Source organism: Bifidobacterium saimiriisciurei, assembly GCF_010667655.1.
Taxonomy (GTDB): domain Bacteria; phylum Actinomycetota; class Actinomycetes; order Actinomycetales; family Bifidobacteriaceae; genus Galliscardovia; species Galliscardovia saimiriisciurei.
The window spans coordinates 52771-79327 of the sequence record NZ_WHZU01000006.1 but is presented as its reverse complement, the minus strand read 5'-3'; the positions used below and the strand labels follow the sequence as shown (position 1 = coordinate 79327).

19 protein-coding genes and 1 tRNA gene are annotated in these 26557 nt (G+C 59.6%); 7 read left to right on the top strand and 13 right to left on the bottom strand.

The window, feature by feature from the left end:
* Positions 1-21: 21 nt before the first annotated feature.
* The 4 genes from GFD18_RS04960 to GFD18_RS04945 all read right to left on the bottom strand — a co-directional run bounded on the left by GFD18_RS04960 (position 22) and on the right by GFD18_RS04945 (position 7833).
* Positions 22-702, bottom strand: coding sequence for an excalibur calcium-binding domain-containing protein (locus GFD18_RS04960; RefSeq protein WP_225432899.1), 681 nt, complete (start codon positions 700-702; stop codon positions 22-24).
* A 143-nt stretch (positions 703-845) separates the two neighbouring features.
* A complete protein-coding gene (locus tag GFD18_RS04955) occupies positions 846-3647 on the bottom strand; it encodes a YfhO family protein (RefSeq protein ID WP_163198490.1) in 2802 nt (933 codons plus the stop codon).
* Positions 3648-3976: 329 nt separating this feature from the next.
* Positions 3977-5830 (bottom strand): glycoside hydrolase family 25 protein, encoded by a 1854-nt coding sequence (locus GFD18_RS04950; RefSeq protein WP_225432897.1) that lies wholly within the window; start codon positions 5828-5830, stop codon positions 3977-3979.
* 758 nt (positions 5831-6588) lie between these two features.
* On the bottom strand, positions 6589-7833 hold the full coding sequence (locus GFD18_RS04945; RefSeq protein WP_163198492.1) for a nucleotide sugar dehydrogenase: 1245 nt from the start codon (positions 7831-7833) through the stop codon (positions 6589-6591).
* 525 nt (positions 7834-8358) lie between these two features.
* On the opposite strand from GFD18_RS04945, the gene GFD18_RS04940 reads away from it, so the two are divergent.
* Positions 8359-9492 (top strand): PfkB family carbohydrate kinase, encoded by a 1134-nt coding sequence (locus GFD18_RS04940; protein WP_163198495.1) that lies wholly within the window; start codon positions 8359-8361, stop codon positions 9490-9492.
* A gap of 339 nt (positions 9493-9831) precedes the next feature.
* Positions 9832-9919: transfer RNA gene (locus GFD18_RS04935), tRNA-Ser, on the top strand.
* 247 nt (positions 9920-10166) lie between these two features.
* Here the strand turns inward: GFD18_RS04935 and GFD18_RS04930 are convergent.
* Positions 10167-11045 (bottom strand): LysR family transcriptional regulator, encoded by an 879-nt coding sequence (locus tag GFD18_RS04930; RefSeq protein ID WP_204313963.1) that lies wholly within the window; start codon positions 11043-11045, stop codon positions 10167-10169.
* 167 nt (positions 11046-11212) lie between these two features.
* On the opposite strand from GFD18_RS04930, the gene GFD18_RS04925 reads away from it, so the two are divergent.
* The 3 genes from GFD18_RS04925 (at position 11213) to GFD18_RS04915 (ending at position 13255) form a co-directional block, all read left to right on the top strand.
* Entirely contained in the window at positions 11213-12004 is a 792-nt protein-coding gene (locus GFD18_RS04925) for an AzlC family ABC transporter permease (RefSeq protein ID WP_163198498.1), read from the top strand.
* The gene (locus GFD18_RS04920) at positions 12004-12339 is read left to right on the top strand and encodes a branched-chain amino acid transporter permease (protein WP_163198501.1); all 336 of its coding nucleotides are present in this window, start codon (positions 12004-12006) and stop codon (positions 12337-12339) included. Before GFD18_RS04925 ends, GFD18_RS04920 begins: the two co-directional genes overlap by 1 nt.
* 91 nt (positions 12340-12430) lie before the next feature.
* Positions 12431-13255: a PhzF family phenazine biosynthesis protein gene (locus tag GFD18_RS04915; protein ID WP_204313964.1), complete on the top strand. Its 825-nt coding sequence runs from the start codon at positions 12431-12433 to the stop codon at positions 13253-13255.
* A 67-nt stretch (positions 13256-13322) separates the two neighbouring features.
* On the opposite strand, the gene GFD18_RS04910 is transcribed toward GFD18_RS04915, so the two are convergent.
* Positions 13323-14972, bottom strand: a complete 1650-nt coding sequence (locus GFD18_RS04910; protein ID WP_163198504.1) for an RNA-binding domain-containing protein — start codon at positions 14970-14972, stop codon at positions 13323-13325.
* Positions 14973-15464: 492 nt separating this feature from the next.
* On the opposite strand from GFD18_RS04910, the gene GFD18_RS04905 reads away from it, so the two are divergent.
* Positions 15465-16511, top strand: a complete 1047-nt coding sequence (locus GFD18_RS04905) for a hypothetical protein (protein WP_163198506.1) — start codon at positions 15465-15467, stop codon at positions 16509-16511.
* A gap of 189 nt (positions 16512-16700) precedes the next feature.
* On the opposite strand, the gene GFD18_RS04900 is transcribed toward GFD18_RS04905, so the two are convergent.
* The 5 genes from GFD18_RS04900 to GFD18_RS04880 form a co-directional block, all read right to left on the bottom strand.
* On the bottom strand, positions 16701-17255 hold the full coding sequence (locus GFD18_RS04900; RefSeq protein ID WP_163198509.1) for a DJ-1/PfpI/YhbO family deglycase/protease: 555 nt from the start codon (positions 17253-17255) through the stop codon (positions 16701-16703).
* 85 nt (positions 17256-17340) lie between these two features.
* A complete protein-coding gene (locus tag GFD18_RS04895; protein WP_225432896.1) occupies positions 17341-19461 on the bottom strand; it encodes a DUF4012 domain-containing protein in 2121 nt (706 codons plus the stop codon).
* Between the two features lie 200 nt (positions 19462-19661).
* A complete protein-coding gene (locus GFD18_RS04890) occupies positions 19662-20594 on the bottom strand; it encodes a cation diffusion facilitator family transporter (protein ID WP_163198514.1) in 933 nt (310 codons plus the stop codon).
* A 136-nt stretch (positions 20595-20730) separates the two neighbouring features.
* Entirely contained in the window at positions 20731-21870 is a 1140-nt protein-coding gene (locus GFD18_RS04885) for an ATP-binding cassette domain-containing protein (protein WP_163198516.1), read from the bottom strand.
* Complete coding sequence (locus GFD18_RS04880) at positions 21867-23147, bottom strand: FtsX-like permease family protein (protein ID WP_163198518.1); 1281 nt, start codon at positions 23145-23147, stop codon at positions 21867-21869. The genes GFD18_RS04885 and GFD18_RS04880 overlap by 4 nt, the downstream gene beginning before the upstream one ends.
* A gap of 320 nt (positions 23148-23467) precedes the next feature.
* Here GFD18_RS04880 and GFD18_RS04875 point away from each other — a divergent pair, with 320 nt between their 5' ends.
* Positions 23468-24157, top strand: a complete 690-nt coding sequence (locus tag GFD18_RS04875) for an HD domain-containing protein (protein WP_163198520.1) — start codon at positions 23468-23470, stop codon at positions 24155-24157.
* A gap of 135 nt (positions 24158-24292) precedes the next feature.
* On the opposite strand, the gene GFD18_RS04870 is transcribed toward GFD18_RS04875, so the two are convergent.
* Together GFD18_RS04870 and GFD18_RS04865 are read right to left on the bottom strand one after the other, a co-directional pair.
* Positions 24293-25555 carry a glutamate-cysteine ligase family protein gene (locus tag GFD18_RS04870; protein ID WP_163198522.1) on the bottom strand — a complete coding sequence of 421 codons (1263 nt, stop codon included), beginning with the start codon at positions 25553-25555 and terminating at the stop codon, positions 24293-24295.
* Positions 25556-25640: 85 nt separating this feature from the next.
* Positions 25641-26495 carry a class II glutamine amidotransferase gene (locus GFD18_RS04865; RefSeq protein ID WP_163198524.1) on the bottom strand — a complete coding sequence of 285 codons (855 nt, stop codon included), beginning with the start codon at positions 26493-26495 and terminating at the stop codon, positions 25641-25643.
* Positions 26496-26557: the final 62 nt, after the last annotated feature.

Below are 26557 nucleotides of genomic sequence, written 5' to 3'. Positions count from 1 at the left end.
AGTCCCATTCATCAATATACTTTAATATTTCGGCCTAGTCTCGCAGGCAATGCCATCATGGTCTGAATCCAAGTCTGTGCTATAGCCTGGCTCTCCACGATGCAGCGGACGCCCGATAGCGTTCCAGACTTCCTTGCAATTCTTGTAATGCGTGCTCGGCTTCGCAGGAGTACTCGGCACAGGACTTGCTCCACCGACACCGTACCAGGCAATGCCTTCATCGCGCCAGCCAGCACGAACCAACGTCCGAACCTCGTTACGACTCATCGTATAGTTATGAGTACCGTGCTTCGCACGCGGATTGAACTGACGATACAGCGGATAGCTTCGGTTGCTATCAGACGAATACCAGCCGATGCCTTCGTAACGCCAGCCAACACGACGCAGTTTGTCTCGCTCTGCACGATTCAACGTATAGTGATGATCGCCCGTATTCGGATTATACATACGATATACAGGGGCATTCGACCTAGCAGGAGCACGCCAGCCGATGCCTTCGTAACGCCAGCCAACACGACGCAGATTATCGCGTTCCCGGCTGTTCGAAGTGTAAAAATGCTCACCGGAATGCGGATTGTACATACGATACATATCACGCGAGCCACCGGCATCCGCCTCGGCTACCGAAGTCGTCGTGACAGCAATGGTAAACATTGCAGCAAACGCGATTAGCGCCGCTACAGCCTTCTTGATTCCTCTCATAATCATGCGAAAAATGTTACTCAATAGCCTGAACTTTTTATAACACCGTCAAAATTCAGAGAAGACTTCCGCGCTATGAAGGCTTTTCATCAACCATACGGTGTCTGACGCAAGGTTAGTGGCCTTGCGTCAGACACCGAAAACTATTCCTCGGAAGTGGCTAGTTCATGGTTTCGACGCCAAGCGATATACCGCTCAACACCTGCCAAGACAACAAGCATCGCCGCTGAGACAGCGGAAACCATCGATATCTTGTGCATGGTCAGGGATTCATACCGCAGTTCGACCCGATGCGTACCCGCTGGTATACGCACGGCCCGGAAAAGATAGTTGCCCTTCAATACATTGACTTTCTGACCGTCAACGTAGGCATTCCAGCTGCCGTCATTGTACTCATTAATCAGAACATAACGAGCCTCGTTCACATGAACATTGAAGGACATACTTCCATCAGTGTTCACCGATGTATTGGAAATCTTCTCGTCAGAAGTCAACGAGTTCTGCGAACTTGCAACGACTTTTTCGCTCTTCTCTTTGGAGAAGTAAACAGTTGAGGAATCATAGCTCTTCCCCATAGCATTCAAGACATCGGCTTCGGAATCCAAGAGCTTGACGGTGTCCGTCAGCTGCACTTCATTGGAGTATTCAGGAAGCTCACGGGTAATCAAGCCATCCTTGCCCATGCGCACATCGCCGTAAAGACACGTCATATCCAAATCGCCTGGCTGCTTCGCACCCGATGAATCGTACAAATTACCTTGGTATTCATTGCGATCGCTGGCGTATACCGCCACACCGGTATCATCACCAGCGGTATCAAACGAGACAGACAATTCATAGGTCTTACCCTTTGAATCCTGAATTGCATCAAACGAGAAATCAGCCATCTCATTATCAATGACCTTCGAGAGTGAAACAGAAGATCGAGCGACTATATGACCGGGCTCATCCTTCACCGTAATCGTCGCCGTTCCTGTTTTCCTGTCCGGTCGGTAGAGGCCGAGTCGGACCCGAATCTGACTGAGATTATTATCGGTCGCGACGAACGTCTGTCGAATGACATTGTCGCCATTAAGCGGACCGATCGGCTTGATAATCGTCTGCGGCACAATACGGTCACCCATATCCATGCTTGCGTCCGACGCACCGAGCACATACTTTATGCCCATGTACTTAGCCAAATTAACATTGTCGATTGCCTGGAAACCGGTACGCGTACCGGTTACGAAGGCATTGCTGTCCAATGCGGTGTAATAGCTATGTACGTCCTGATTCGTGTACAGGAAGCTATGACCGCCGATATCGCGAAGACCATAGTACATGTTCGTTTGTGGGAAAAGGGTCCAAGTGCCGAAGGACATAATCTTTTCCTGGTTTTGCGTATTACGCTGCAGATATTTCACCGTATCAGTAGGCTCCGGAATGGCCGGCGCACTTTTCTCAATCAATGGCCAATACTGCGAAGAGAAGTAGCCCATATCGGCCACGACACCGCCCATGATGGATACCGCACAGACGCAAGATACCATCTGTTTGGCAATGAGAGTCTGAATAATCACTGCCACGGCGAAAATCGCCACGACGACACAGGCAATCAGATAATGAGTCTTCGCGGCATCAGTCGCATCAGAAAGCAATGGGCGTACACGGAACGCCATGAATACGAACAAGGCAATACCGGCGGCAGCAGCAACCCAGATCTTGATACGCTCACGCATGGACTCAAACCGAGTATTGAGAATGACATCCATGTTGATTCCCGCCAACACAGCCAGCGAGAAGTCCAGCAATACCAGAACGCGATATTTCAGCGAAGTATGGACAAACGGCAAAAGATTATACACGGGGTCCAGCCAGTGGGTAAAAACAAACACCATGGTGATAAGACCGGTAATGATGAAGAATCCCACTCGCTTCTTTCGGATGTTTATCACCGACAACGGCAACGTGACGATGGCAAGGATACCTGCGTATATGGTTCCCTCATTAGGATGCACATTCGAAGCAATCGTCATATACGGGAAGAACATGGTTTTCAGCTGCGAGAGAGGCAATACGGCTGTAGCACTAGAGCCTCTTGACTCTGCATAGCCATTTGAACCAACCGAAGTAAGGAGCTGACCGGTGCATGGCAGGGAAAGCAATGCACCGAAAACCACCGCCAAGCCAAAACCACCGAAGTAAATCAGCATATTCTTCGGAGATTTACGATACGAAACTATGCCATAGTACAGTGCAAAGGCACCTGCCATATACATGAAGTAGGCAACATACGTAGGCATACCAGCCAGCAGCATGAGCCCAAGCACGACAGCAAATATGATGAAGTAATATGCTTTTAGACTTTTTAGAGCTTTGTCCAGCAGCAGGACGATGAATGGGGCATACATCGTCACTTCCGAATGCTGCCATCCGTTCCACATAATCATGACAGAGCAGCAGGCATAGGAGATGCCAGAAATCAACGCGCCCTTCCACGTATATCCGAATTGCCGAATAAGCATGAACATGGCGATAAACGCAACAACCAACTTCACCATGGAAATCAGAATTTGTGCGATATCAAACGGCAGCAGATAGAAATATGCCAATGGAGACAAATACGTATTTAACGATTGCTGAGTACCGATGCCAATCTGACTGAGCCATTCCGTGTAATGCAGAGGATGGAACGTACTAAAGGCAATCGGCAAGAAATTATCCGCAGGATCAGAAAGCTGAGGTCCGCTTGTAGCAGTACCGGCGGAAGCGAAAGGCAGGAAGGAATAATTGACATTGGTGAACGAGAATTTCCAACCACCGAAAAGAATTGCCTGATAGGAAACAATCAATAACGATACAAGACTGATTCCTGCAATTGTCCAAGCGATAATTGCATTGTGCTTATTTTGCTTCGGCTCTGCCTTCTCATCGGCCAGAGTAACTTCCTGTCCGGTATTGCTCACAGACATGCCTCCTGGAATCCCTAAATGACCAGTCACTAATGGTAGCTGTCATCACGTACTATCAAATATTTTAAGAAAAACAGCACACACAAGCTATCTATATGTCTGGGCTACCTTGCCCCATTCTCCAAGTGTTTTCTGCTCATTCTTTAAAATCCACACAACTTCTCTGGTTCGTCGATGTTCGATTTCGATAATGCGGAATTCGATTAATTCAAGAAAATCTGGCATATTGGGGCTATTGGAACAATGACCATTCCAATAGCCCCAACAGATACGCAACACTATTCGTGCTTCTTATGGACGAAGAAAAATACACAGATTTGGCATTATGCCCCGTACCATGCAATGCCTTCCTTCTGCCAACCCTGAGCGCCACGAACCTTATATTCGTATGAGCTCGACGTATAGAAGTGTTCTTTGTTGCGACCATTATACAGACGGTACAGGGGGGTGCCTTTGGATGTACTACTGTACCATGCCACGCCTTCATAGCGCCATCCTTGCTTCACATTGGCGTCACGCTCGTAAGCGGACATAGTGAAATGATGCTGCTTAATCCCGGAATGATACATACGATAGACAGGTTTTCCTGCTTGAGCGGAGACCACCATGCCAAGCACTCCCTCATACTTCCATCCCTGCAGGTAGAGCGTTCTCATTTCATTCGCATCAGTCGTGTAATGATGTACATTCGCGCCGGAATTGTACAAGCGGTAAATAGCATTCGGGACTATAGCCGGAAGATCGACTGCCTTGTAATTACCAAACGCGCTCATATCCACGTCGCCGCTGATGCCGTTGATGCGGCCACCGGCGCTGTACTGCCAGCCGCGGTAGTTCATGGAGAATCTGAACGTGTTGCGAGCACCATAGCTGGCGACCCACTGGGTCTTCGCATGAATGCTGGAGCTGTTCAGTTCGTTGTTGAGATACGACACGTACGAGTACACGGCGAGGTTGGCGTAGCCTCCGGCCTTCATGGTCGCGTACCACGAGTTGACAAGGCCCTCGTATACCTTCGGGCTGGTCGGATGCTGGTATCCGGTCCAGGTCCAGTCTTCAAGGTCATAGTAGACGGGGTAGGAAAGATCCTTCGGCGAGACGCCGGCCTTCTTCAGCTGGTTGAGGATGTTCGTGGCCTCGTGTGACGCGAACGTGTTGTCGTACGCGTACGAATACAGGTAGATGCCGAACGGAATCTTCAGGCGCTTGCATTCGCTGATGTTGCGCAAGGCCTTGGCATCCAATGCTGCGGTGCCGTAGCCGATGCGGATGATGGCGCCCTCCACGCCGGCGGCCTTGGCCTTCGCCCAGTCGATGTTGCCGTTGTGTTCGGAGACGTCGATCACGCCCTTGGCCTGCTGCACGAACAGATTGTTCTTGTAGTCGAAGAACGCGGGCGTGCCGTTGTACGTACCCCAATGGGCGCCATACTCGTTGTCCGGCAGCTTCGCCGTGCGCACGGCCGGAGTGGTTTCGTCATTGTATGACGAAGTGGAGGTCTGGCCTTCAGTGGACTGGTCCTCGGCAGACTGGTTCTCACCGGACTGGTCCTCGGCAGACTGACCGTTGGACTCGGGCTGCGTGCCGTTCTGCGAATCACCGGCATCAGACTGCGATTCATCGGTGCCGGCATTACCGGCGTTGCCAGTATTGCCGTCGGCCGATGAGTTATCGCCACTGGTATCGGAACCGGAGGTATCGGACGGCCGCTCCACCGTCCTGCCGGCCTCCTCCATCTGATCCTTGACCTCGTCCATCGGCACGGGGATGAACGACTTGCCGTCGGTCTTCGCCAGCGGGTCGGCCGGCTGGTCCTTGGTGCCGACCAGCTTCGGATCGGTGACCGTCTCACCGGTCTCGATGTTCTTCAGCTCACCGTCGGATGTGGTGGCATACTTCGGAGCGGTCATCACGTCGTCATCGGAAATCTCGGCGCTCACCTTGTCCGGCAGCTCCACGCTCGGATTCTCCGGCACGGCATCCTGCTCGGCGACCGTCGACCCCTCCCCCTGAGACTGCAGCTGCGTCTCATCGGCAGCGGCCGCCACCGCATAATCACTGATTCGGTCACTTTGGCCGGCCGCATTCAACACCTCGGCATTCGCCATCACCGGCAACGACAGACCCGCCACCGCAACCACGGCCACGGCAGTCGTCAGCCACCCACGATTCCTCATCTTCTATTCCCATCGCTGAGTATGTACAAAACTATGCAAAATACGCAAACAAATCCAGCATGGCACAATGCCCCCGTTACGCGCAATAATCCTAAGGCATCATCATCAACCAGACACAATCAACGGATATCGAATCACTGGATTGCCACGCAAAAACGCGATAATGCAGTCCAATCCATGACAAAGCGCCTCAAATTGATGGATTCCGATGCGTAATCGCGAAAATGCAGCGTAATCCATCGAAAAACGAGCACGCAACAATCAAGAACGTTGATATTGCAATGATTCTTGGAAGACGATATTGTCTGGCCGATGGATTCGACGACGAATTGGGAAAAATGCAATCCAATCCATGAAAAAACAGTGAATTTCGATGGACAGCGACGCAAAAATTAAAAAACGCATCACGGTCCATCGCGTACGGCGTACGGTGTACGGCGTGCGTCGCATGACATACGGCATTCACCACGCATAGCTGAACGCACAGCAAAGGAGCCGGCGCCAAACGGCAGCCGGCTCCCAATAAACGCAACCCGTTGAACGCAATATGCGGCATGCATATATGCGGCGCGTATTATCACCACGCGACGCAAATCGCTCGAGCCGCGCAAATCACGCGGACCACTCGAACCGCATGAGCTACACGGGCCACTCAGCCCACCCAAACCGCACGGCCGCTTGAACCACGCAAGCGGCGTGGACCAAGCGTACCGCCAAGCGCAACCAATCGCTACCAGTCGCGATTAAATCAGCCGCAATTAGTCGCGCTTGAAGAGGTCGCGGGTGTAAACCTTGTCCTCGACGTCGGCGAGGTCGGCGTTCCAGCGGTTGGCGACGATGACGTCAGCGCGCTGCTTGAAGGACTCGAGGTCGTGGGTGACCTCGCTGCCGAAGAAGTCGGGGTCGTTGAGCGTGGGCTCGTAGACGACGACCTCGATGCCGCGGGACTTGATGCGCTTCATCACGCCCTGGATGGCGGACTGGCGGAAGTTGTCGGAACCGGACTTCATGGTCAGGCGGTACACGCCGACGACAGGCTTCTTCACGCCCTTGACGCGCTCCTCGATCTCGGTGGCGATGAAGTCCTTGCGCGTACGGTTGGCGTCGACAATCGCGCCGATGAGGTTCTGCGGCACGTCGGAGTAGTTGGCGAGCAGCTGCTTGGTGTCCTTCGGCAGGCAGTAGCCGCCGTAGCCGAAGCTCGGGTTGTTGTAGTCGTTGCGGATGCGCGGGTCGAGGCACACGCCGTCGATGATCTCGCGGGTGGACAGACCGCGGCTTTCGGCGTAGGTGTCGAGCTCGTTGAAGTAGGCGACGCGCAGCGCCAGATACGTGTTGGCGAACAGCTTGATGGCCTCGGCCTCGGTGGTGCCGACCACGAGCTCCGGAATGCCCTTCGAGCCGTCGGGGTTCGTACGCTCGGACTCGCCTTCGGCGGCGCCCTGCGCAAGCAGGCTCACGAACTTCTTCGCGGCCTCGACGGCCTCCGGGTCGTCCTGCGGGGCACCGGCGACGATGCGCGACGGATGCAGGTTGTCGTAGAGGGCGTGGCCTTCGCGCAGGAACTCCGGGGAGAAGAGGATGCGCTTGTCGCCGAGCTTGTCGCGCAGCTGCTGCGTATAGCCCACCGGAATCGTGGACTTGATGATGATCCACGCCGTCGGATCGACCTCGCGGATGGCGGCGATGGCGGCCTCGACGCTGGACGTGTCGAAGTAGTTCTTCTGCGGATCGTAGTTCGTCGGCGTGGCGACGACGGCGAACTCGGCGCCCGTGTACGCCTGCTTGGCGTCGAGCGTGGCGGTGAAGTTCAGCGGACGCTCGCCCGAGGTGTTGCCGTCCAGGAATTCCGTGATCTCCTTGTCGACGATCGGGCTCTTGCCATTATTGAGCAGCTCGACCTTCTCGGGGACGATATCGAGCGCGTGCACCTCATTGTGCTGCGACAGCAGCAGTGCCACGGACAGGCCGACATAGCCGGTTCCGGCAACGGCAATCTTCATTGCAAAACCTTTCTTGAACACATTCCGGCCCTCGCGGCTGGACGAAGGACGTCCGGCGAAGGCCCACTTTTGCCATGATAGTAGTGCAAGGCACAAGAGGCGAGCGCAAACCGTCCTTTGTCCGCATACGGCATTTGTTGATGAAATGCCTTGCGAGGCCGCCTTCGGATTTTCCCTCTTTCTTCGGAAAGAAACGCAACGAACCGGCGCGGCGAACCGTCACAATCGTCCGTGATGTCGATTGATTTCAGCACCCCCGAAGGTAGAATCAAAACAGGCGAAGGAAATCAACAGATACGTCATGGAGTTTGTTTTCTCTCCCCGATTCCGTCGATTCCCGGCGATGAACGCTTGGAATCATCGGTTTTTTCGCGACCGCGCAACGATGCGGCGGACGGCACGCGGAAACCGATGCGCATGGAATCGTCGAGTCTGAACGACCTTGTGATGCCAATGAACCGACGACGGGAAAGGAAACCATAATCCATCACACCGCCCGAGCCTGAATGATCCGAAGGAGGAATCATGTCCCATCCGAACGCAGCCGATGCCGGCTCAGTGATCTCGCTGAGCGAGATCTTCGTCAACATCAACATGGGGGTGAACGCCATCCCCCATCCGGGCGGGTACGCGTATGCAGGCCGGCACAACATCGAGGTCGGCGGCGGATTCCCGCTGCTCAAGGCCGCGAGCCGTATGGGCGTGCGGGCGGAGCATGCGGGAATCGTGGGCAACGGCACATGGGGGTCCATAATCCGCGACGCAATGGCCTTCGAGGGAATCACGCATACCGGACTGGACCGATTGGACGAGGATTCCGGATTCCGCGTGCTGCTCAGCGACGGCGGCAGCCGCAAGACGCTTATCGCCACGTTCGGAGCCGAGGCGCACGGCAACGCCGATGCATTCGACATGATTCATCCGAAATCGCATGACGTGGTGCATATCAGCGGCAATACGCTGACGAACCGCACGGCGAGCGCCGTGTATGCGTTCCTGCGTCGCGAGGACGAGCATTGGAGCGACTATTCGCTCGGACGCTCTTCCGAGGGCTTCGACGCCGCCGAGGACGTAGACGGAGGCTTGGCGGCGACAGGCGGCAGCGGTTCCCGGCGGTATCAGATGGTGTTCAATCCCACGGGCGCGCTGATGCAGCATGTGAACGAGGCGCTGCTGGAGACACTGGTGCTCGACAGGCCCATCTGGTCCTGCAACAAGCAGGAGGCGCGCATCATCGCGCATCGTCTGGGTGCGGCGATCACCGAGCCGGAGCCGATCACGGTGAACGGCAATACGGATGCGGCGATGCCGGAATTGTGCAGGCTGCTGGGCGAGATTCTCAAGGCGCCGCTGATCATCCGCACCGGAGCGACCGGCGCATGGGTATGGGAGCCGAATGCCGACGGAGGAACCGACGCCGAACCGGTGCACGTTCCGGGTCATGTGGTGAAGGCGGTGCATATGCAGTCGGCGGGCAGCTGCCATACGGGTGCGCTGTGCGCGATGCTGGCGCGCGGGGCTTCGCTGGTGGAGGCGGTGCGCATCGCCAACGCGGCATCGGCACTGGCAGTGGAGCGTGCCGGCGAGAATCTCGGCGGCGACCCCGAATGCCCGAACTATGACGAGGCGCAGGAGCTCGCGAATCGGGAACTGCGGTAGCTGAACTGTCGCATGCGGTAGCTGAACCGTCCGGCATCCGTCGCATATGCGGTAACCGTTGCGCCGCTTTTTGCCGTTCTTCGTTCACTCTTTGGGTCTATGCCTAAAGAGTGAACGAAGAACGCACAATATCGCGCATACATGTCCGCAAGGTTTGCGGCTTCCCCTGAATCCTCGTTCATTCGGACAGAACGCGGTTTACTCTTTGCAAGTCCGCAAAAAGAGCGAACCGCACCTCCTCCGCGACACGCCGACAACACGCCGCGTTGGCATTTCGCGAATCGCATGCTATTCTATTCGAGTTGCCTGAATTCATCGGTTACGGTGATTCTGCGCAGTGGAGGATTCGCCTAGTGGTCTATGGCGCACGCTTGGAAAGCGTGTTGGGTGCAAGCCCTCACGAGTTCGAATCTCGTATCCTCCGCCATCAGGGTTTTCAGAGTGATCTGAAAACCCTTTTTCATATCGGCAGGCCGCACATCGGCGGAATTCCAACGGCTTGTCCGGTCCTGCCCAGCCAGTTTGCCGCGGATGCCTTGCCGCCACGCCCCGGTTCGACCCGCCGCACAAGGCATGATGGGCGGTACCTTGAGCGGTAGGGCTTTCAGACGTACCGCTCTATTCAGCGCCGCAGCCCTGTTCAGCTCCGCCCGCCCCGCTCAGCGTCGCCGCCCTCAATGCAGCATGTCGATGTTGCTTCGCAGGTGCGCGATGAATCGTCTGGCCGCCAGCGGGAGCCTGTCGCGGTCGGCGTAGGCGATGGCGATGGTGCGTTCCACGGGCGGGTCGGTGGGGCGCAGGGCGAGCCGGTAGTTGGTGCTGGTGCGGTGGAGGATGAGTTCGGCGAGGATGCTGAAGCCCAATCCGGCCTCGACCATGGTCATGATCGAGTAGTCGTCGTGGATGCGCAACCGCACGTTCGGCTTGAGGCCTACCGACGCGAACGCCTCCAACGGCTCGGAATAATGTCCCTCCTCCAGCAGGATCATGGGCTCCCTGGCGAGCGCGGCCAGCGGCACCCGATCGAGCGCGGCGAGCGGATGGCCCTGCGGCAGAACGGCGAGCATGGCGCCCCGTTTGATGGTGATGGTCCGCACGTCGCGCGCGGCGGCGGGGTTGATGAATCCGAAGTCGATGGTGCCGTTGTGGATCCATTCCTGGATGGTGGTGTAGTCGCCCTGATGCAGGACGAACCGCACGTTCGGGTGGTGTTGCTGGAATCCGCTGATGAGCCCGGGCAGCCAGTGTGCGGAGATGCTGGCGATGGTGCCCATGCGGATCACGCCGGTGTCGAGGCCGAGGATCTCGTCGGTCCGTTCGCGGATGCGAAGGCCGTCCTCCACGTAGCGTTCGATGAGCGGGTAGAGCTGGCGCCCCTCCTCGGTGAGCGTGCATCCGCCGCGCTGCCGGTTGAGCAGGGTGACGTTGAGTTCCTTCTCCAGCGAGGCGATCATCTGGCTGACGGCCGACTGGCTGCATCGCAGCTCGTCGGCGGCCGCGGAGAAGCTGCCGTATTCGACGATGTGCCGCAGGGCGAGATACCGATTATCCATGACCCTCATCATAGATGGGTGCATAAGCATTGCTTATGCACCCATTAGCGGATTTGATTGTACTTATCACATATGCTCGTCATACGATGACCGCCATCGGACACGTCCAACGCAGTTGGATTGTTCGACGCACACGGGAACATCAATGAAGGAAAGGATCACCCGATATGGCGTTGTTGCGTACGGCGTTCCGCGCCGCGTTGCCGCCCACGCTGCCGATCGCCGCCGGCTTCCTGTTTTTCGGCGGATCCTACGGACTGCTCATGCATGCCAAGGGATTCCCGATCGTGTACCCGCTGGCCATGGGCTACGTCATCTTCGCCGGGTCGATGGAATTCGTCACCGTGAATCTGCTGCTGTCCCCGTTCGCCCCGTGGGCCGCGTTCCTGTTGGCGATCATGGTCAACGCGCGCCATCTGTTCTACGGCCTGTCGATGCTGGATACATTCCGCGGCTTGGGCTGGAAAAAGCCGTACCTGATCTTCACGATGATCGACGAGACGTTCGCCATCGATTCCAGCGTTCATATTCCGACATCGGTCGATCGGGGATGGTTCATGGTGTTTGTCTCGGCCCTCTGTCGCTCCTACTGGTTCGGTGGGATAGCACTGGGCTGGCTTGCCGGCGGCGTGCTGCCGTTCGATACCAAGGGCATTGAGTTCGTGCTCGCCGCCTTATTCCTGTCGATTCTCCTTGGACAGTGGGATGACGATCGGAGCCGGAAGGAAGACGACGGCAGCCGTCCGCGCTCGGCGATCGCGGATCTCGCGGATTCGGTGCGGCCTCATGTGCCCGCGCTGGTCGGTTTGCTGATGCCCGCGATCTGTCTGGCGCTGTTCGGCCCGGACCGGTTCATGATTCCGGCCATGGCGCTGATGCTGGTGGCGTTCCTGGTGCTGCGCGCACGATTGGAGGACCCGGATGGCGGGCGGAACACCCGGAATGAGGAGGAACGATGATGACCATGACCACGTGGCAGGCCGTTGTGACCATCGCGGCGGTCTCGTTGGGCACCATACTCACCCGCTTCCTGCCGTTCACGCTGTTTCCCGATTCACGCCGACCGCCCGGAACCGTGACCTACCTCGGCAGGGTTCTGCCACATGCGATGACCGGTCTGCTGGTGGTGTACGCGCTCAAAGACGTGTCGCCGTTCTCCGGATCCCATGGAGCGCCCGAGGCGATCGCGGTCCTCGTCATCGTGCTGCTGCATCGGTGGCGCCACAGCATGCTGGTGTCCGTCGCCGGAGGAACCATCATGTACATGATGCTCGTCCAGCTGGTTTTTGTGTGATGGGTTTGCGGCCTTCCGCCTCGTTTTTTGGGAGGGAGATTCATGGCGACGGACATCCGACGGTAGACAACGAAAGCAATGGGAGATAGGTATGACTATGCGGCAGTATGTGGTGGATGCGTTCACGGACAGGGTGTTCAAGGGCAATCCGGCGGCGGTGTGTCTGCCGGAATCGTGGCCTTCGGATGAGCTGATGGCGAGCATCGCGATGGAGGACCGGTTCTCCGAGACCGCGTTTGCGATGCGCGAGCCGGAAGGATGGCGTCTGCGCTGGTTCACGCCGGGCGGCGAGATCGACCTGTGCGGGCATGCGACGCTCGCCACGGCGTACGCGATCCTGCGGTTCGTGGAACCGGACGCCGACGTGGTGCGGTTCCGCACGATGAGCGGCGTGCTGACCGTGATCCGGCGGCGGAGCGACGGGCGTGATGGCGACGACCAGGCCGGCGACGTGTTCACCATGGATTTCCCCGCCTTCGACCTGAAGCCCACCCCGGTCACCGACGCGATGGAGCAGGCGTTGGGCGCCCGTCCGGTTGAGGCGTGGCTCGGCCGCGACCTGCTGTGCGTGATGCCCGACGAGCGCACGGTGCGTGGGCTCGATCCCGATCAGGGACTGGTCAAGGACCTGCCCGGCCTGCTGGCCAACGTCACGGCCGCGGGCGATGCAGGCAGCGGCTTCGACTGCGTGTCCCGCTCGTTCGCGCCGAAATGCGGGGTTGACGAGGATCCGGTCTGCGGTTCCGGCCACTGCCATATCCTGCCGTACTGGAGCAAACGCCTCGGCAAATCCACGCTCACCGCGTATCAGGCCTCGGCGCGCGGCGGCGTCATCCACGCCACGGTCGGCGGCGGCCGCGTCAGTCTCGGCGGCGGCGCGGCGCTGTTCTCCATCGGCACCATCCTGCCCGACTGATGGCCGATATGACACTCGCCGCGTTGGCGGCGATGACGAGCTACCGCATTGACGCCAACCAGCACCGCTACACGCCTGTGTAACGCACCCACCGGCCACGGCCGACGGCTTTCAGACTTCCGGCCTTAACGAGCTTGGACAATTGGTAGTACGCCTGATTGGCGTCGATATGCAGCAGCTCCATGACATCCGCACGCGTGACGCCACTCTGCTCCGCGACCAACTTCAAGATAAGCTCCGGCCACCGCACACGGTCGATGTCTGTCTGACGCACGTATTCAATGGTCTTGCCCGTGCGCCTGTACACCTTGGATCCCAAGGTGTAGGTACGACGGGAACCGTTGCCGGAACCTTCGATCAAGCCCGACTCCGTGAGCTGACCGAGCATGGCACGCAGACGCTGTTCGCTCATATCGAGCTCCTTGCGCATGGTCTCGAAAGTGCAACGCCTCTCGTTCTTGAGCATGTTGAGAATCAGCAGACCATTGACGGGCATCGTCTTACCCGTACGCTCCTGCTCTTCGGCCAGCATCCGCACAAATTCGGCATCGGGCGCGCTACGCTGCAGATACACGGACACGTTGCGCTCATTCGATGCCGTGTAATCGGGCAGCGGACGGCCGTAATGCAGCGATCCTTCATAGATACGGTCGATACCACGTCCCGTACGCTCGGCCAGACCCGTACGCTTAAGCGCGTCCATCAGACAGGGGTTACGCCTGTGAGGCTCGGCGGTAAGCAGGTTGTGGATGTTGATACCCTCCACGAATCCGCCGGGATTGGCGATGGTCAGCCCGGCATCATCCAATTGCACGCGCACACGCCCGAGTAGGGTGTAGTCACGATGACCAAACGCATTCACCAACGTCTCACGGAACGCCCTATGGTCAAACTCCGGCACCATCGTGGAGAACAGTCCGACGGATAGTTCGACGCTCGGGTTCCAAGGGGAGAACATACCGTTGATCTGCTCAATGGTCTTCAACAGTGGCCCGCTGTAGTCCTGATTGACCTTGATGTCCGTACCGGACATGACCTGGAAGGAAGCCCGGCGAGTCGGAACGAAACGTTTCAGCGATTCTTCCTTGCCCAACAGCAACAGTCCGGTCAGCGTCGGCATGGCTTTGCCATCGACGGTCGCCGTCAATTGCAGAGACTTCTCCAGCTCCTCGTCGGTAAGCTCCAGTAGATTGCGGTCACTGGACCGGTAAGTACCGATGATTCGACGCAAGCGTTCACGTTCGAGAGGATCGAAGTCGTCACGTGTCGCATCCGGCACCGGTTGCGCCGAGAAATCCAAACGTCCCAGATCGGACAAGCGCGTGGCAATCTCATACGGATACATCGGTACGCTTTCCGGCGTACCGTCCACCTTCATGCGGCGACGCAGCACCTTGCCCGATTTGGTGGAGACCACACTATGCGATTTCGGCACATCGATCTGCATCACCGGCACTTCTGGGGTCCCGACAATCTGGGTACGAGCGGAGACCGGCGGAACCGTGCGATTGGCAATCATCGCCGCCAGCCCAATCGCATCCTGATGCGCCTTATCAAGTCCGGTCGGAGTGCCGTCATCCTCAACACCCAGATACACCGTGCCGCCATCCGAGTTCGCCAACGCCACAACCGCATCAAGCAGGTCATCATCAGGCAGGCGCTTCAGATCGCTCTTGAACTCCAACGACAACGTCTCTTTGCCGTATTCATGCACCATAGCGAACTCCGATCCACCGTATCGTTCTCGATACGCTGAATTCAGTGTTGGATAACTGAATTCAGCGTATTCAGCGGAAAATTCAGCGAAGGCACGCTGCAGCGAAGCTCTCGATGCAGCAGGCTTTTGCCGCATCCCGCGTCAGACAGCGCCGCGAAGACCCGCCACGACACGCCGCGGACGTGGTAGCGGAGGTGGTACGGCGAACGCGCGAATCCTGCAAACCCCAAGCGGCAGTAAGGCGGAGCCGGCCTGAAGGTTGGGGTCTCGTATCCTCCGCCACTAAGGTTCCAGCTTCGGCTGGAACCTTTTTTCGTATTTCAGCGCGCCCCCATCACAGTTGTGGTATCGTCTGGATTTATGCGATGAATTTCTCCGCGAATAATCGTTCGTTTTTACGGTCACCAGGTACCAAGGGATTAGTGTATCCACGCTGATTTCACGGCATCTGGGCAGTAATAACCGATAACGAACGAATGGAGTATCGCATTCATGCCGATGAATGATATCCGAACGACCGATATCAATCTCTCTTCCCTCTCCGAACTGCTGCGGGCCAGTTCCCGTACCATCGACGTGGCCGACACGGGTGTGGGCCTCGTCATCACCGACAATCGCACCGCATATCTCAAAACCACCGTGGGAATGAACGGCATCGTCCGCTCCCGCTGGGAATATCCCCAGCCCGACAAGCGCGGACGTATTCGCGGACTCCGCGACTACGATGCCGCAACCGTGGCGACGTTCGCGGACCGCTGCGTAACGCTGCCGGCATTCGCATTGACTGGTGACACCGCTCATCAGGCCATGCAGCTCCGGCTGTATCTCAACCGTCAGGCGAACCGCTTCGCACCGCACCAGGTACACACCGCGCTGCGGCTGCCGCAGCTCGCCGCCTCTTCCGACACCCGTTACGACGTATGGCGTTCATACCGCCGGCTGATGCAGAACATCATCGACGACGGCAACACCGATGCCGTGTTCGGCGGTGCCGTTGGCCGAGATCTGCAGCTGCTCATCGACGCCATCGCCTCCCCCGCCGGGCTAGCGCTCATCGCCGCGTTCATCGTCGACGAGGTGGAGCGCACGAAGCCCGACGGCAACAAAACCGAACAGGACCGCCAGCTGCGTTACGTCGTCGAAGACCTCGATTACAGCGGCGCCGACGAGGCCGGACAACTCGCCGAGTTGCTCGACACCGCAGTGGAGCTTATCGCCGAAGTGCGGGCTCGCCCCGACTTCGCCCGCATCCGCGCCATGCGTGACCTGCTGACGGGCATCGTCAACCGACTGCCCGGCAACGCGCTGGCAGTCGCCGGATTCACGCGCGGTATGGCGGGCCATGTGCTCATCCTCATCAGCTGGTGGCTCGGCTCCGACCTGGCGCGACTGGCCGACTCGGCGCTGCGTTTGGAGATGCTCACCGAAGCGCAGCTGACGGCCGCGGGCACGTCGGCCGGCGTTGGGCTCAAGCCAATCGGCGGTTCGTCGGTCTGCACGCGGGCCGTACGCAACGGCCGCCCCGGTTGGAAGAGGTAGGGCTGCGGTTCCTGTTCGATGCACGATACGCAACGAATAGGAACCGTAACAGCCGCTCGGTTCTTGTTCGTTGTAGACACAGCAACCAACGGGAACCGTACATGTGACTCGGTTCCCATACGTTCTGATTACAGCAACGAACAGGAACGGAAGATCCCGTTCGATTCCTGCTCGTTGCAAAGACCTGCGCTACTCCCCCAGCGTCTGCTTGATGGCGCCGATGAACGCGTCCAGGTCGTCGGGCTTGCGCGAGGTGATCAGTCGCCAGCCGTTGGCGTCGTCCACATGCACTTCCTCGTCGACGTGCCTGCCGCCGGCGTTCTCGATGTCGGCCGCGATGTAACGGCAGCTGGTCAGCGTCTTGCCGGTCAGCAGCTCGGCGTTCACCAGCAGCCACGGACCATGGCAGATCGCGGCGATCGGCTTGCCGGCGGCGGCGAACGCCTTGGCCAACGCGATCGCGGCCGGGTTCACGCGCAGACGGTCCACGTTGGTGGTGCCGCCGGGCACGACGAGCAGGTCGTAGTCATCGGCGGAAACCGCATCATACGTGGTGTCCGGCGCCACGGTCTCGCCCTCGAAACGGTCGTGCTGCACGGTCTCCACCGGGTCGGCGGCCAGCGCGGCCAACGTCACGGACGCGCCGGCCTCGCGCAGTTCGCGCAGCGGCCTCGTCATCTCCGTCTCCTCGATACCCCAGTTCTGCGTGATGATCAGCACTTTTGCGTCGGCAATGGCAGACATAATCGCCCCTTCGTCATATGGATGAACAACCAATGCCCAGTCTAAACTGCCCTATCGGAACGATTACGTACTGAACGTTCCGGCGTCAGCCCAATGCAATCGATTTGATATCAATCGGACAGGTCAGACGGCTCTTGAGATCATTGATGGAGCCCAACGGATCGTCGGCCGCCGTATTCGAAGTCGAATTCGACGCAGTACCGGAACCGGAAGCACCCGACGAAGCTGATGACGAGCTCTTGCCGGAAGAGGTCTCTGAACCTGCCGAAGCCGACGAAGACGAGGACGCCGAGCCCCCCTGCTGCGATTCGGAACCCGACGACTGAGACTGGTTCGAAGCCGCACAGGTGTTCTCCACCTTGCCGCCGGAACCGGTCGAAATGCCGTCGTCGTTGATGACCGGCGTGGTCACGACGTTCAACGCCTTCTTGGACTCACGCGGCACGCGCACGGTGTACGAGACCGTGTTCTCCTCGCCGGCCTCCAACGTGTTGAAACGCAGGCCGATCATCTGACGGTTGTCGATGGTCATGTTGCCCTGCATATCGGCGTCGTCCACGGCGACCGAGGTGATTTCGCCGCCATAGGGAGCCGTCAGATACATCTTGAGCTCCATGCCACCAGGGATCTTGCTGCCGGTGACGAACTTGGGCAACGATTTCACCTGTGCATCGGTGAGCGTGTTCTTCATGGTGAACGTCACCGTGTACTCGTCGCCCATGGTGCTGTCGTCGATCTCATCGGAGCCGGTGGCAACGGGCGAGGACTTGAGCTTATCGCTCAGCCGGTCGCTGTTCGATGCGAGATTGTTGAGGTCGCAGGTCTTCTTCACCGTGGTGGTGGTCTTCAGATACCAACTGAGCTTACTGGCCTGGTATTCGTTGAGCCACACGCCGCTTTCAGGAGTGGTCTTGTCTTCGGAGAGCTTGCCGGATGCGGCCTCGTTGATGATGCCGGTCTGCACGAGCGCCTTCTGCTCGGCGTTGTCCTTCATCCATAGTTTGAAATGCCCGTTGGAGCTGGTGTCGCGCACGGCCTTGAGCATGCCCGAAGCCGTGGATGTGTTGATGTTCGAGAACACATGCGACATGATCTGCTTCGACGCATCGTTCACGTACTTGTTCTGCTCCTCGAACTTCGGATGCTCGAGATACAGATCCTTGAGGAAGAACTTCACGGTGGACGTGCCATCGAGCGTCTTGCCGCCGGACAGCTTCACCGAACCGGTGGCGCCAAGCATCGACTGCAGGAACACCGGATCGATGGCGATCACGCCGGCCACGTTCTTATTGGCGTTGCCCTTCTGCTTCTTCCACAGATTCATGTTCGTAACGGCGACGCGCGTGTAGTCGGGATTCTGCGTGGTCATCTGCGCGTAGGCATAGATCTGCGTGCCGAACATACGGGCTTCCTGTTTGTTCGCCTCGTCGAACGCCTCCACGTTGTGGTCATAGTCGATGGTCGAATTGAAGTCGCCGATCGTGACCTTGCCGTTGTCGGCGGTCACCTCGGCCACGGTGCCGACCATGCCGCCGGCCGAACGAATCTCGGCGGGATTGTAGACGAGAACCAGATAGGTGCGGGCCTGGCCTTCGCCGAGCAGTTCGGGCATGGTATCGGCCATATCCTGATACTCGTTGAGGATCTTGTCGACGGACTGCAACGCCGTGGTCTCCATCGACACCGCCTGTGCCACCTTGCCGATCTTCGGCGTGGGCACGGACTGCAGGTTCTTGACCTCGGAGGCGATGTCCTTATGCGCCTTGGCGAAGATCTTCGGCATATCCATCAGCGCCGTGGCGTCGACGGTCTTGTTGTCGCCGTCCATCGAGAATCCGGAGAGACGGTCGGAAAGATTCATGAGGTCGGAGAAGGGGCCGTTGACGAGGGTGCCCATCGAATCGAGCATGGTCCGAGCCGCCGTGATGTCATTGCCATACGATGTGTGGTCGCGGACGAACGTCCACTTGGGGGTATCAAGTTCGTCACGCAGGTTACGGGTGGAATCGACAAGCTCCTTCGACGAGTCGCTGATGCTGGATTTCCCTCCGCACCCCAGCGCGGCGTTGGCGAGGTTTTCGGCGGCGGTCATCATGCGGTTGGCCTCGTGGTACATCTTGAGCGCCGAGACGCCGTAGACGCCGGCGACGGCGAGGATGAACCCGAGGAACACCATGACGACGCTGAGCGCCACGCGCTTGGGCATCGACTTCTTCCGCAGACTCCGGTGGCCTTTGGGAGTGCTATGACGGGGAGTTGTCGACATAAATGGACCTCACGTACTCGTTTGACCTCGTGGCTTGGCGTGCGGTCTCACCGCACATACAGGGTCATATGGTACAACCGCAAGCTTAAAACGATTCTAAGAGCCCTTGGAACCGCCACATTTCTTTACGTATGGAACGCCTACTTATGGAACACCCCGTCTCGTATGTTCTTGTATCCCTCGGGCTCGATCTGGAACGTGGAGTGTTCCACGGAGACGGGGAAATGGTCGCGCACGCAGGTCTGCAGCGCGGTGAGGATGCCCTCGTAGTCGCGGATGGTGTCGGCGTCTACCACCACGTGGGCGCTCAGCGTCGGCATGCCGGTGGCCACGGTGTTGGCGTGCAGGTCGTGCACCTCCACCACATGACTGACGTTCTCCAGATGCTCGCGCACCTCGGTGAGGTCGAGGCCTTCCGGCGTCTCCTCCAGCAGCACGCGCATGCTGGAATGCAGGAGCTTGCCGGCGCGCGGAATCATCAGCACGGCGATGACGAGTCCGGCCACGGAGTCGAAGTTGTTCCAGCCGGTCGTCATGACGAGCACTGCGGAGATGACGACGGCCACCGAGCCGAGCGCGTCGTTGGCCACTTCGAGGAACGCGGCCTTCATGTTCAGGTTGGCCGCGCGGTCGGTCATGAGGATGGCCAGCGAACCGAGGTTCGCGGCCAGACCGAGGATGCCGAAGAACAGCAGCAGCGCCGGATCCTGCACCTCCTCGCCGCCGTTGAACAGTCGGCTTATCGCCTCGACCAGCGCATACAGGCCGACGAACAGCAGGGCGATGGCGCCGCCGGCGGCGGTGATGACCTCGAGCCGCGCCCATCCCCAGGTGCGTTCGGCGTTGGGCTTGCGGCGGATGAGGATGGCGGTGACGGTCGATGCCGTGAGCACCGAGATATCGGTGAGCATGTGGCCGGCGTCGACGAGCAGCGCCAGACTGCCGGTGAGCACGGCGCCGATGACCTCGGCGACGAACACCGTGCCGGTCAGGCCGAGTGTGGCGATGAGTCGCCGCGAATGACGCGGGTCGTTCACGTCGCCCGCCGTATGCGCATGGTTATGTTCGGTCATGCTCCACCTCCACCTGACATACTACGATGCCGCCCGAACCAGCGGAGGCCGGACGGCATCGTTTGCAATCCAAATCAGGCTGCGCAATCGGACCATGCGATCAGCTGGCAATGTCGGCCGGCGCAGGCGCCACCCTCTACAGCGCGAACATATGGTCGGCCGATTCGGCGAGCGCCTTGTCGCCGGTGACGATGATGACGCAGTGGTCGTCGCGCTTCGGCAGCCGGCGCAGCAGCTTCATGATCTCGTGGCCGGCCTGTTCGCCCAGCTGTCCTGTCGGTTCGTCGATGATGATCACGTTGGCCTCGCAGATCAACGCGCGGGCGATGGCCGCCTTGCGGCGTTCCACTTCGAGCAGGTCGCGCACGGGCTTGTCGTTCTTCTCTTCGGGGAAGCCGACGGTCTCCAGCATTTCGGCGGCGAGAATCGGCTTGGCCTTGAGGAAGTTGCGGCCCGACGCCTCCATGGTGAGCACGAGGTTCTGCACGGCGCTCAGGTCTGGCCGAAGCGCGTACCGCTGCGGGATGAGTCCCATGAAGTGGCCGCGGTATTCGGCGGGCGTCAGTTCGTTGAGCTCCTGGCTTTTGAACATCACCTTGCCCGAGGTCGGGGCCATCAGTCCGGAAAGCAGGCCGCCGATGGCCACATGCTCGGCGTCCGACTGCGCCCAGATGGCGTAGAGTCGACGGGCGTGGAATTCCATGTTGGCGTCGTGGATCACGTCGCCGCCCTTGGAATCGGGGGCGTAGGAGGCGTGTTTGAGCGCCAGCACCGGGTAGCTGCGGAATGCGAAGTCGCCGCCGGTGCCGAGCTCGTTGTCGATGTGCGAGGCCGCATGCTCGGCCTCGACAGCCTCGGCTTCATCGGAACCGTCGCCGTCACGCTCGGCCGCAATGTCATCCGTGTCGGCGGTGTCCGTGGTTTCCGTGCCGCCCGTCGTCGCGGCTTTCTCGGCAGCCTTGGCGACGCCGGCGGCGGCCGATTCGGCGGCGATGGACTCGACGTCCGCGTCGTCGCCGGCGGCCTTGTCATCCGCATCGGAGGCGTCGACGTCGGGAACGTTCGCATCGGGAGCGCCCGTCAACGTCACCGTTTCCACGGCGTCGTCGTAGACGATGTCGAACTTCGGGAACGTCGTTGCGGCGTCGGCCGACTCACCGGCCGCATCCGCCGCCGCGACGGCGTCGTCGGCCTCCACGGCCTTCTTGTCGTCGATGCTCTTGCTATCGGCCTTGTCGTCAATAATCTTGTCGTCAATGGTCTTGTCGTCGCTCATCGCGCCTCCTCCATTCGTGTGGCCAGAATCGACTGCGGGCGGATCATCGCGGAGCGGACCTCGCAGACGATGATGGTGGCGAGCAGCGTGCCCAGTCCGACCCACACCATCGTCCAGATGACGTCGGAGCTCGGTGCGGCGTTGGCCGCGGTCGCCAGCCTGTTCGAGATCGGCGACGCGGAGAATGCGCCGGCGACCGTGCCGATGATCCATCCGAGCAGCATCGGCATCATCGCCTCGAGCGCGAACTGCCAGCCGACGCGGCCGCTTGATATGCCGATGACGCGCAGGAATCCGGCGTCCTCGAGGCGCAGGCGCGACGATGTGGCCGACCATACGAGCAGCAGCGCGACGACGGCGCCGGCGACGAACAGCGCAATGACGGCCGGCCTGGTCTTGGCGGCCAGCTGCTTCAGCGGTTCGATCTTGGCGTTGTAGTCGTCGATGGTGGCGGATGCGATGATGAAGTCCTTGCTCAGACCGGCCTTGCGCACGCCCTTCTCGAACTTCGAGAAGTCGGCGGGGCTGTTCAATACCATCGACACGTCGAGGTCGTTTTCGGTGGATTCGGAGCCGGTGGATGCGAGGCCGAGCATGCTCAGCGTGTAGGCGCTGGCGTAGATGGTGTTGTCGGGGTCGATGCCGGTGACGTCGGCGTCGACGTCCTCCTTGTTCTCGTAGATTCCGGTGATGACCATGGACTGCGTGTAGCTGGCGTCCTTGGGGTTGGCGATCTTCAGGGTGTCGCCGGCCTTGAGCTTGTTGGCGTCGGCGAGCGCCTTGGGGACGAGCAGGGTGCCGGCGGTGTCTTCGGCGTAGGAGATGTTCTTGCCGCTGACGATGGTGAACTTGCCGTTGATGGCGGCGTCGGCGGCCGTGGCGTCGGAGAAGCCGGTCATGGCGAGGGTGGCGCCGCTTTTCGTGGCCTTCACGCCGTTGATGTTGATTTTCGCGGTCTCGGCGGAGTAGGCGTTGGCGATGGAGACGCCCGAACGCTGCACGTAGTCGGAGTACTGGGCCCAGGAGAGGTGGTATTTCGTCCAGTCGACCTTGCTGATGTCGCCGCCGTACTTCTTGATGATGCGGGCACGGTCGGCACGGAAGGTGACGGCCGGGTTCAGGTCGTTGTAAGTGGTGGTGGTCGCGACGGTGTTGGCGTTGAGTATCGAGAGGCCGACCACCGAACCGAATGACACCGCGATGGCGGTAAGAGCCAGCAATGCGGTGCGCGCCTTGTGGCGGCCCATTGCGGACCATGCGTTCTTGAGAACGAACATGCGTTACTTCTCCAGTCCAACTGTTGGTGGACGGGGCCGGCGGGCGCAAGGCGCCACGGCCCCGTGCGAATCACTATGCACATAGTATGTGCGTGTTTGCTTGTTCCTTTCTAGGCTACTCCTGAGAGAAATCTGAAAGATCGCCCATATCGCGAGGCGTCCGATGCCGGCGGACGGCGAGGCGCGGCATCGGACGACGGCCGACCGACGTCGGGGAACGGCAGCGGACGACGAACATGATGACGAACATCACATATGATTGGCCGTGAATCACGGTTTTTACGGCCGTCGGCGGACCGCCGCGGCCGTAAGATGACAGTATGATTCCTAATTTTGATGAGATCGATGAACTGCATCGCAAGTATGCGCCGTCGCAGGAGGCGTACGAGCTGGTCTACCGTCATTGCATGATCGTGGCGAACATGGCCCGCGAGATCTGCCGCCGTCAGAACAATCTGTTCGTGCAGCGCTGCACGCTCGGCGACGACGTGATCCGCCAGTACACGACGCGAATCCCCCCGCGTCTGCTGAACACCGACAAGACCGTGGTCGGCGCGCTGCTGCACGACATCGGCACGTATTCGGTGATCGACAACGACGGATCGAACGGCAAGCCGGTGAGTTTCGACCGCGACCGCTACATCCTGCACGGTCTGGCCGGCTACGACCTGCTCAAGGCCGAGGGCGTGGACGAGGAGATCGCCGAGTTCTGCCGCAACCACACGGGCGTGGGCATCACGAAGGAGATGGTCGAGGAGCAGCATCTGCCGCTGCCGCCGGCCAACTACACGCCGAAGAACCTCGAGCAGGAGGTGGTGATGTACGCCGACAACTTCAACAGCAAGTCGGAGCCGCCGCGTTTCGTGACCGCCGCGAAGGCCATCAAGCGCTGCGCCAAGTTCGGCAAGGAGAACGAGCAGAAGATGCGCGACCTCGTCGGCATCTACGGCGAGCCGAAGGGCCTCAAGGAGATGGCCGAGCAGTACCACATGGTGCTCGTCGACGCCTGATGCGTGAGGGCATCGCCTAATAACCTAATAAAGCGAACCGATGCCTGATATCAGACATCGACAATGACGAAGGCCGGTACGATTCCCGTACCGGCCTTCGTCGTCCCGTGTCGTTTGGCGGTTCCCGAACGTTCCCTACGCCTGGAAGAAGTCGGGTCGCAGCGGGTCTCCGGGCTCGTTGTCGAGCGTGCCTTCGGCATGGAGGAACTCACGCCAGAAGTCGAGGCTCTGGCCGTACGGATGGGCGTCGGCGCCGTGCGCCTGCAGGTCGGCCTTGGCCTCGCGCACGTCGAGGTTCGTCAGTCCGTCGAAGTACGAGAGCAGGCCCTCGAACTCGCTTCGCGTGTAGAACAGGTTCGACACAATCTCCGTGAGGCGCTGGGCTCGGGCGATCGGCAGCGAGTCCCAGGAGCGCAGCTCGACGAAGTTCTTCAGACGCACATCATTGAAGTGCGTGGAGATGATGTGGTTGATCTCCGCCTGGTTGAGCTCGCGGTCGGGGTAGAGCGTGGCGGCGTCGTCATACGGCGCGGAGAACACCGGACGGTCGCCCGTGTATTCCGGAGTGTGCGAGAGGTCGGCGATGAACACCGGCGTGGTCAGCACGTCGACGGCGTAGTGCTCCCAGTCGTAGTTGTCGTCGTAGAGGCCCCACAGCTGGCCGGTGCGCTGCGGGTCGATCCAGTCCCACATCTCCTGGCGCAGCAGCGGATACGGGTTCGGCTCCTTCTCGAAGTTCGGCGTATTACGGAAGAACCATGCAAGGATCGGCCCGATGGCGGTGCCGATGCGCAGCTTGTCGATGGCGTCCTTCTCGCTGAAGTAGTCGATGCTCACCTGCGTGGAGGCGGAGGCGCGCATCATGCAGAAGCCGAATCGCGCGATGCGGCCGAAGTACTTCTGCATCGCGTAGTAGCGATGCTTGGGGATGATCTCGATCTCCTTGTACGAGGTGTCCGGCTGGTAGCCGAAGTTCACGAGCCGGATGCCGAACTTGTCGAGGATCGGATCGAGGTCGCGACGGAACTCGGCGTACAGGGCATCGAGGTCGTCGGCGTGCCTGAGCACGCCGAGCGAGCATTCGATCTGGCCGCCGGGTTCGAGCGAGACCGAGATGCCGGGCTTGCCGAGGCCGAGCAGGTGGCCGTCCTCGTAGTATTCGTTGGCGGGATCGTAGTACTGCGTCAGCGCCTGCAGCACGTTGCGGATGCCGTGCGGTTCGGCGTAGGTAACGGCCTTACCGGTGTCCTTGCGGATGGGGAGGTGCTCGATCTCCACGCCGAAGCCGTAATGGTCCGGCTGCTTGACGCCGGATTCGAAGAACTTGACCAGGCTCTCCACATGCTTGGGATTGGCCGTGGTGCTCTGGTGAGCGAAATCAAAGGCTCGTATCGTCATGATGTAGAGCGTACTGCAAATCGTTCTACGACGTGTGAGAACGCCTATACGAATAATCGATAGGGCGCGATAGGAACGGCGGTGTCTACAGCTCCTCGATGCGGTATTCGCCGGTGCGGTTGGACGCGATGATCATGTGGTTGTTCGGCAGGGTCGTCCAGCCGTCGCGCTCGCGCTGCTCGAATCCGGAGCTGGCTGCCACCACGCCGCCGCCCGCGAGCTCGCGGTAGCGGATGCGGCGGTAGTCCGAGGCATGCTCGGCCTGGCCGTAGCGTGCGTACAGCTCCTCGATCTCCTTTTCGGGCTTGAGGCTGCCCACCGCATGCACGCAGATGTATTCGTCGCCGGTCTGGATCATGCAGTTGTACGACGAGCGCGGGCACAGGCCGCGCAGGTCGGCGATGGCCTCGCGGGCCGCCGCCGGCAGTTCGAGGCCCTTGTGGTAGTAGGACAGCACGAGGGCGAAATACACGGCGGAGTCGCTTTTGCCGCCGGTGCGCAGCATGTCGAGTTCGGAGACGGGCTTGCTGGGCGCGCGCACGATGTTGCGCTGGTTGAGGTCGCTGATGTCGCCGTTGTGGATGAACGAGACGCCGTCGGCGAAGAACGGCTGCTGGTTCTCCATGATCAGCGGCAGGTTCGACGATGCGAGACGCAGATGATACAGGCCGCCGCGGGCGCCCTGGCATTCGATGGAGCGGAACACCGGGTCGGCGTAGGCCGACGACGTGGACTTGTAGATGCTTACGTTGGCCGACGGCGTGGGCGCGCCGCCGTCCTGGATGCCGGCCGGCTCCGACGGGTCGGTGATCAGCGCGGCTCCCCATCCGTCGTTGTGGATGATCGCCATCTGCTGGAACGTCTCAAGCTGCGAGGACGTCAAAACGTCGTCGAGGCTCTGATTGTCACCCGAGGTAGCGTATCCCAACAGTCTGCACATAAACACCTACGATACCGTCTGCCGGCCGCAAATCGCCAATGTCGTTATAGCCGTTGTCTATA

Excerpts from the sequence above, each read along its gene's own strand:
- GFD18_RS04945 (WP_163198492.1), bottom strand. The coding sequence starts at position 7,833 with ATGAAGATTGCCGTTGCCGGAACCGGCTATGTCGGCCTGTCCGTGGCA.
- GFD18_RS04895 (WP_225432896.1), bottom strand. The coding sequence starts at position 19,461 with ATGCCCAAGCGCGTGGCGCTCAGCGTCGTCATGGTGTTCCTCGGGTTC.
- GFD18_RS04885 (WP_163198516.1), bottom strand. The coding sequence starts at position 21,870 with ATGAGCGACGACAAGACCATTGACGACAAGATTATTGACGACAAGGCC.
- GFD18_RS04880 (WP_163198518.1), bottom strand. The coding sequence starts at position 23,147 with ATGTTCGTTCTCAAGAACGCATGGTCCGCAATGGGCCGCCACAAGGCG.
- GFD18_RS04940 (WP_163198495.1), top strand. The coding sequence starts at position 8,359 with ATGTCCCATCCGAACGCAGCCGATGCCGGCTCAGTGATCTCGCTGAGC.
- GFD18_RS04920 (WP_163198501.1), top strand. The coding sequence starts at position 12,004 with ATGACCATGACCACGTGGCAGGCCGTTGTGACCATCGCGGCGGTCTCG.
- GFD18_RS04875 (WP_163198520.1), top strand. The coding sequence starts at position 23,468 with ATGATTCCTAATTTTGATGAGATCGATGAACTGCATCGCAAGTATGCG.
- GFD18_RS04865 (WP_163198524.1), bottom strand. The coding sequence starts at position 26,495 with ATGTGCAGACTGTTGGGATACGCTACCTCGGGTGACAATCAGAGCCTC.
- GFD18_RS04890 (WP_163198514.1), bottom strand. The coding sequence starts at position 20,594 with ATGACCGAACATAACCATGCGCATACGGCGGGCGACGTGAACGACCCG.
- GFD18_RS04910 (WP_163198504.1), bottom strand. The coding sequence starts at position 14,972 with ATGGTGCATGAATACGGCAAAGAGACGTTGTCGTTGGAGTTCAAGAGC.
- GFD18_RS04915 (WP_204313964.1), top strand. The coding sequence starts at position 12,431 with ATGACTATGCGGCAGTATGTGGTGGATGCGTTCACGGACAGGGTGTTC.
- GFD18_RS04950 (WP_225432897.1), bottom strand. The coding sequence starts at position 5,830 with ATGAGGAATCGTGGGTGGCTGACGACTGCCGTGGCCGTGGTTGCGGTG.
- GFD18_RS04930 (WP_204313963.1), bottom strand. The coding sequence starts at position 11,045 with ATGGATAATCGGTATCTCGCCCTGCGGCACATCGTCGAATACGGCAGC.
- GFD18_RS04960 (WP_225432899.1), bottom strand. The coding sequence starts at position 702 with ATGAGAGGAATCAAGAAGGCTGTAGCGGCGCTAATCGCGTTTGCTGCA.
- GFD18_RS04905 (WP_163198506.1), top strand. The coding sequence starts at position 15,465 with ATGCCGATGAATGATATCCGAACGACCGATATCAATCTCTCTTCCCTC.
- GFD18_RS04925 (WP_163198498.1), top strand. The coding sequence starts at position 11,213 with ATGGCGTTGTTGCGTACGGCGTTCCGCGCCGCGTTGCCGCCCACGCTG.
- GFD18_RS04870 (WP_163198522.1), bottom strand. The coding sequence starts at position 25,555 with ATGACGATACGAGCCTTTGATTTCGCTCACCAGAGCACCACGGCCAAT.
- GFD18_RS04900 (WP_163198509.1), bottom strand. The coding sequence starts at position 17,255 with ATGTCTGCCATTGCCGACGCAAAAGTGCTGATCATCACGCAGAACTGG.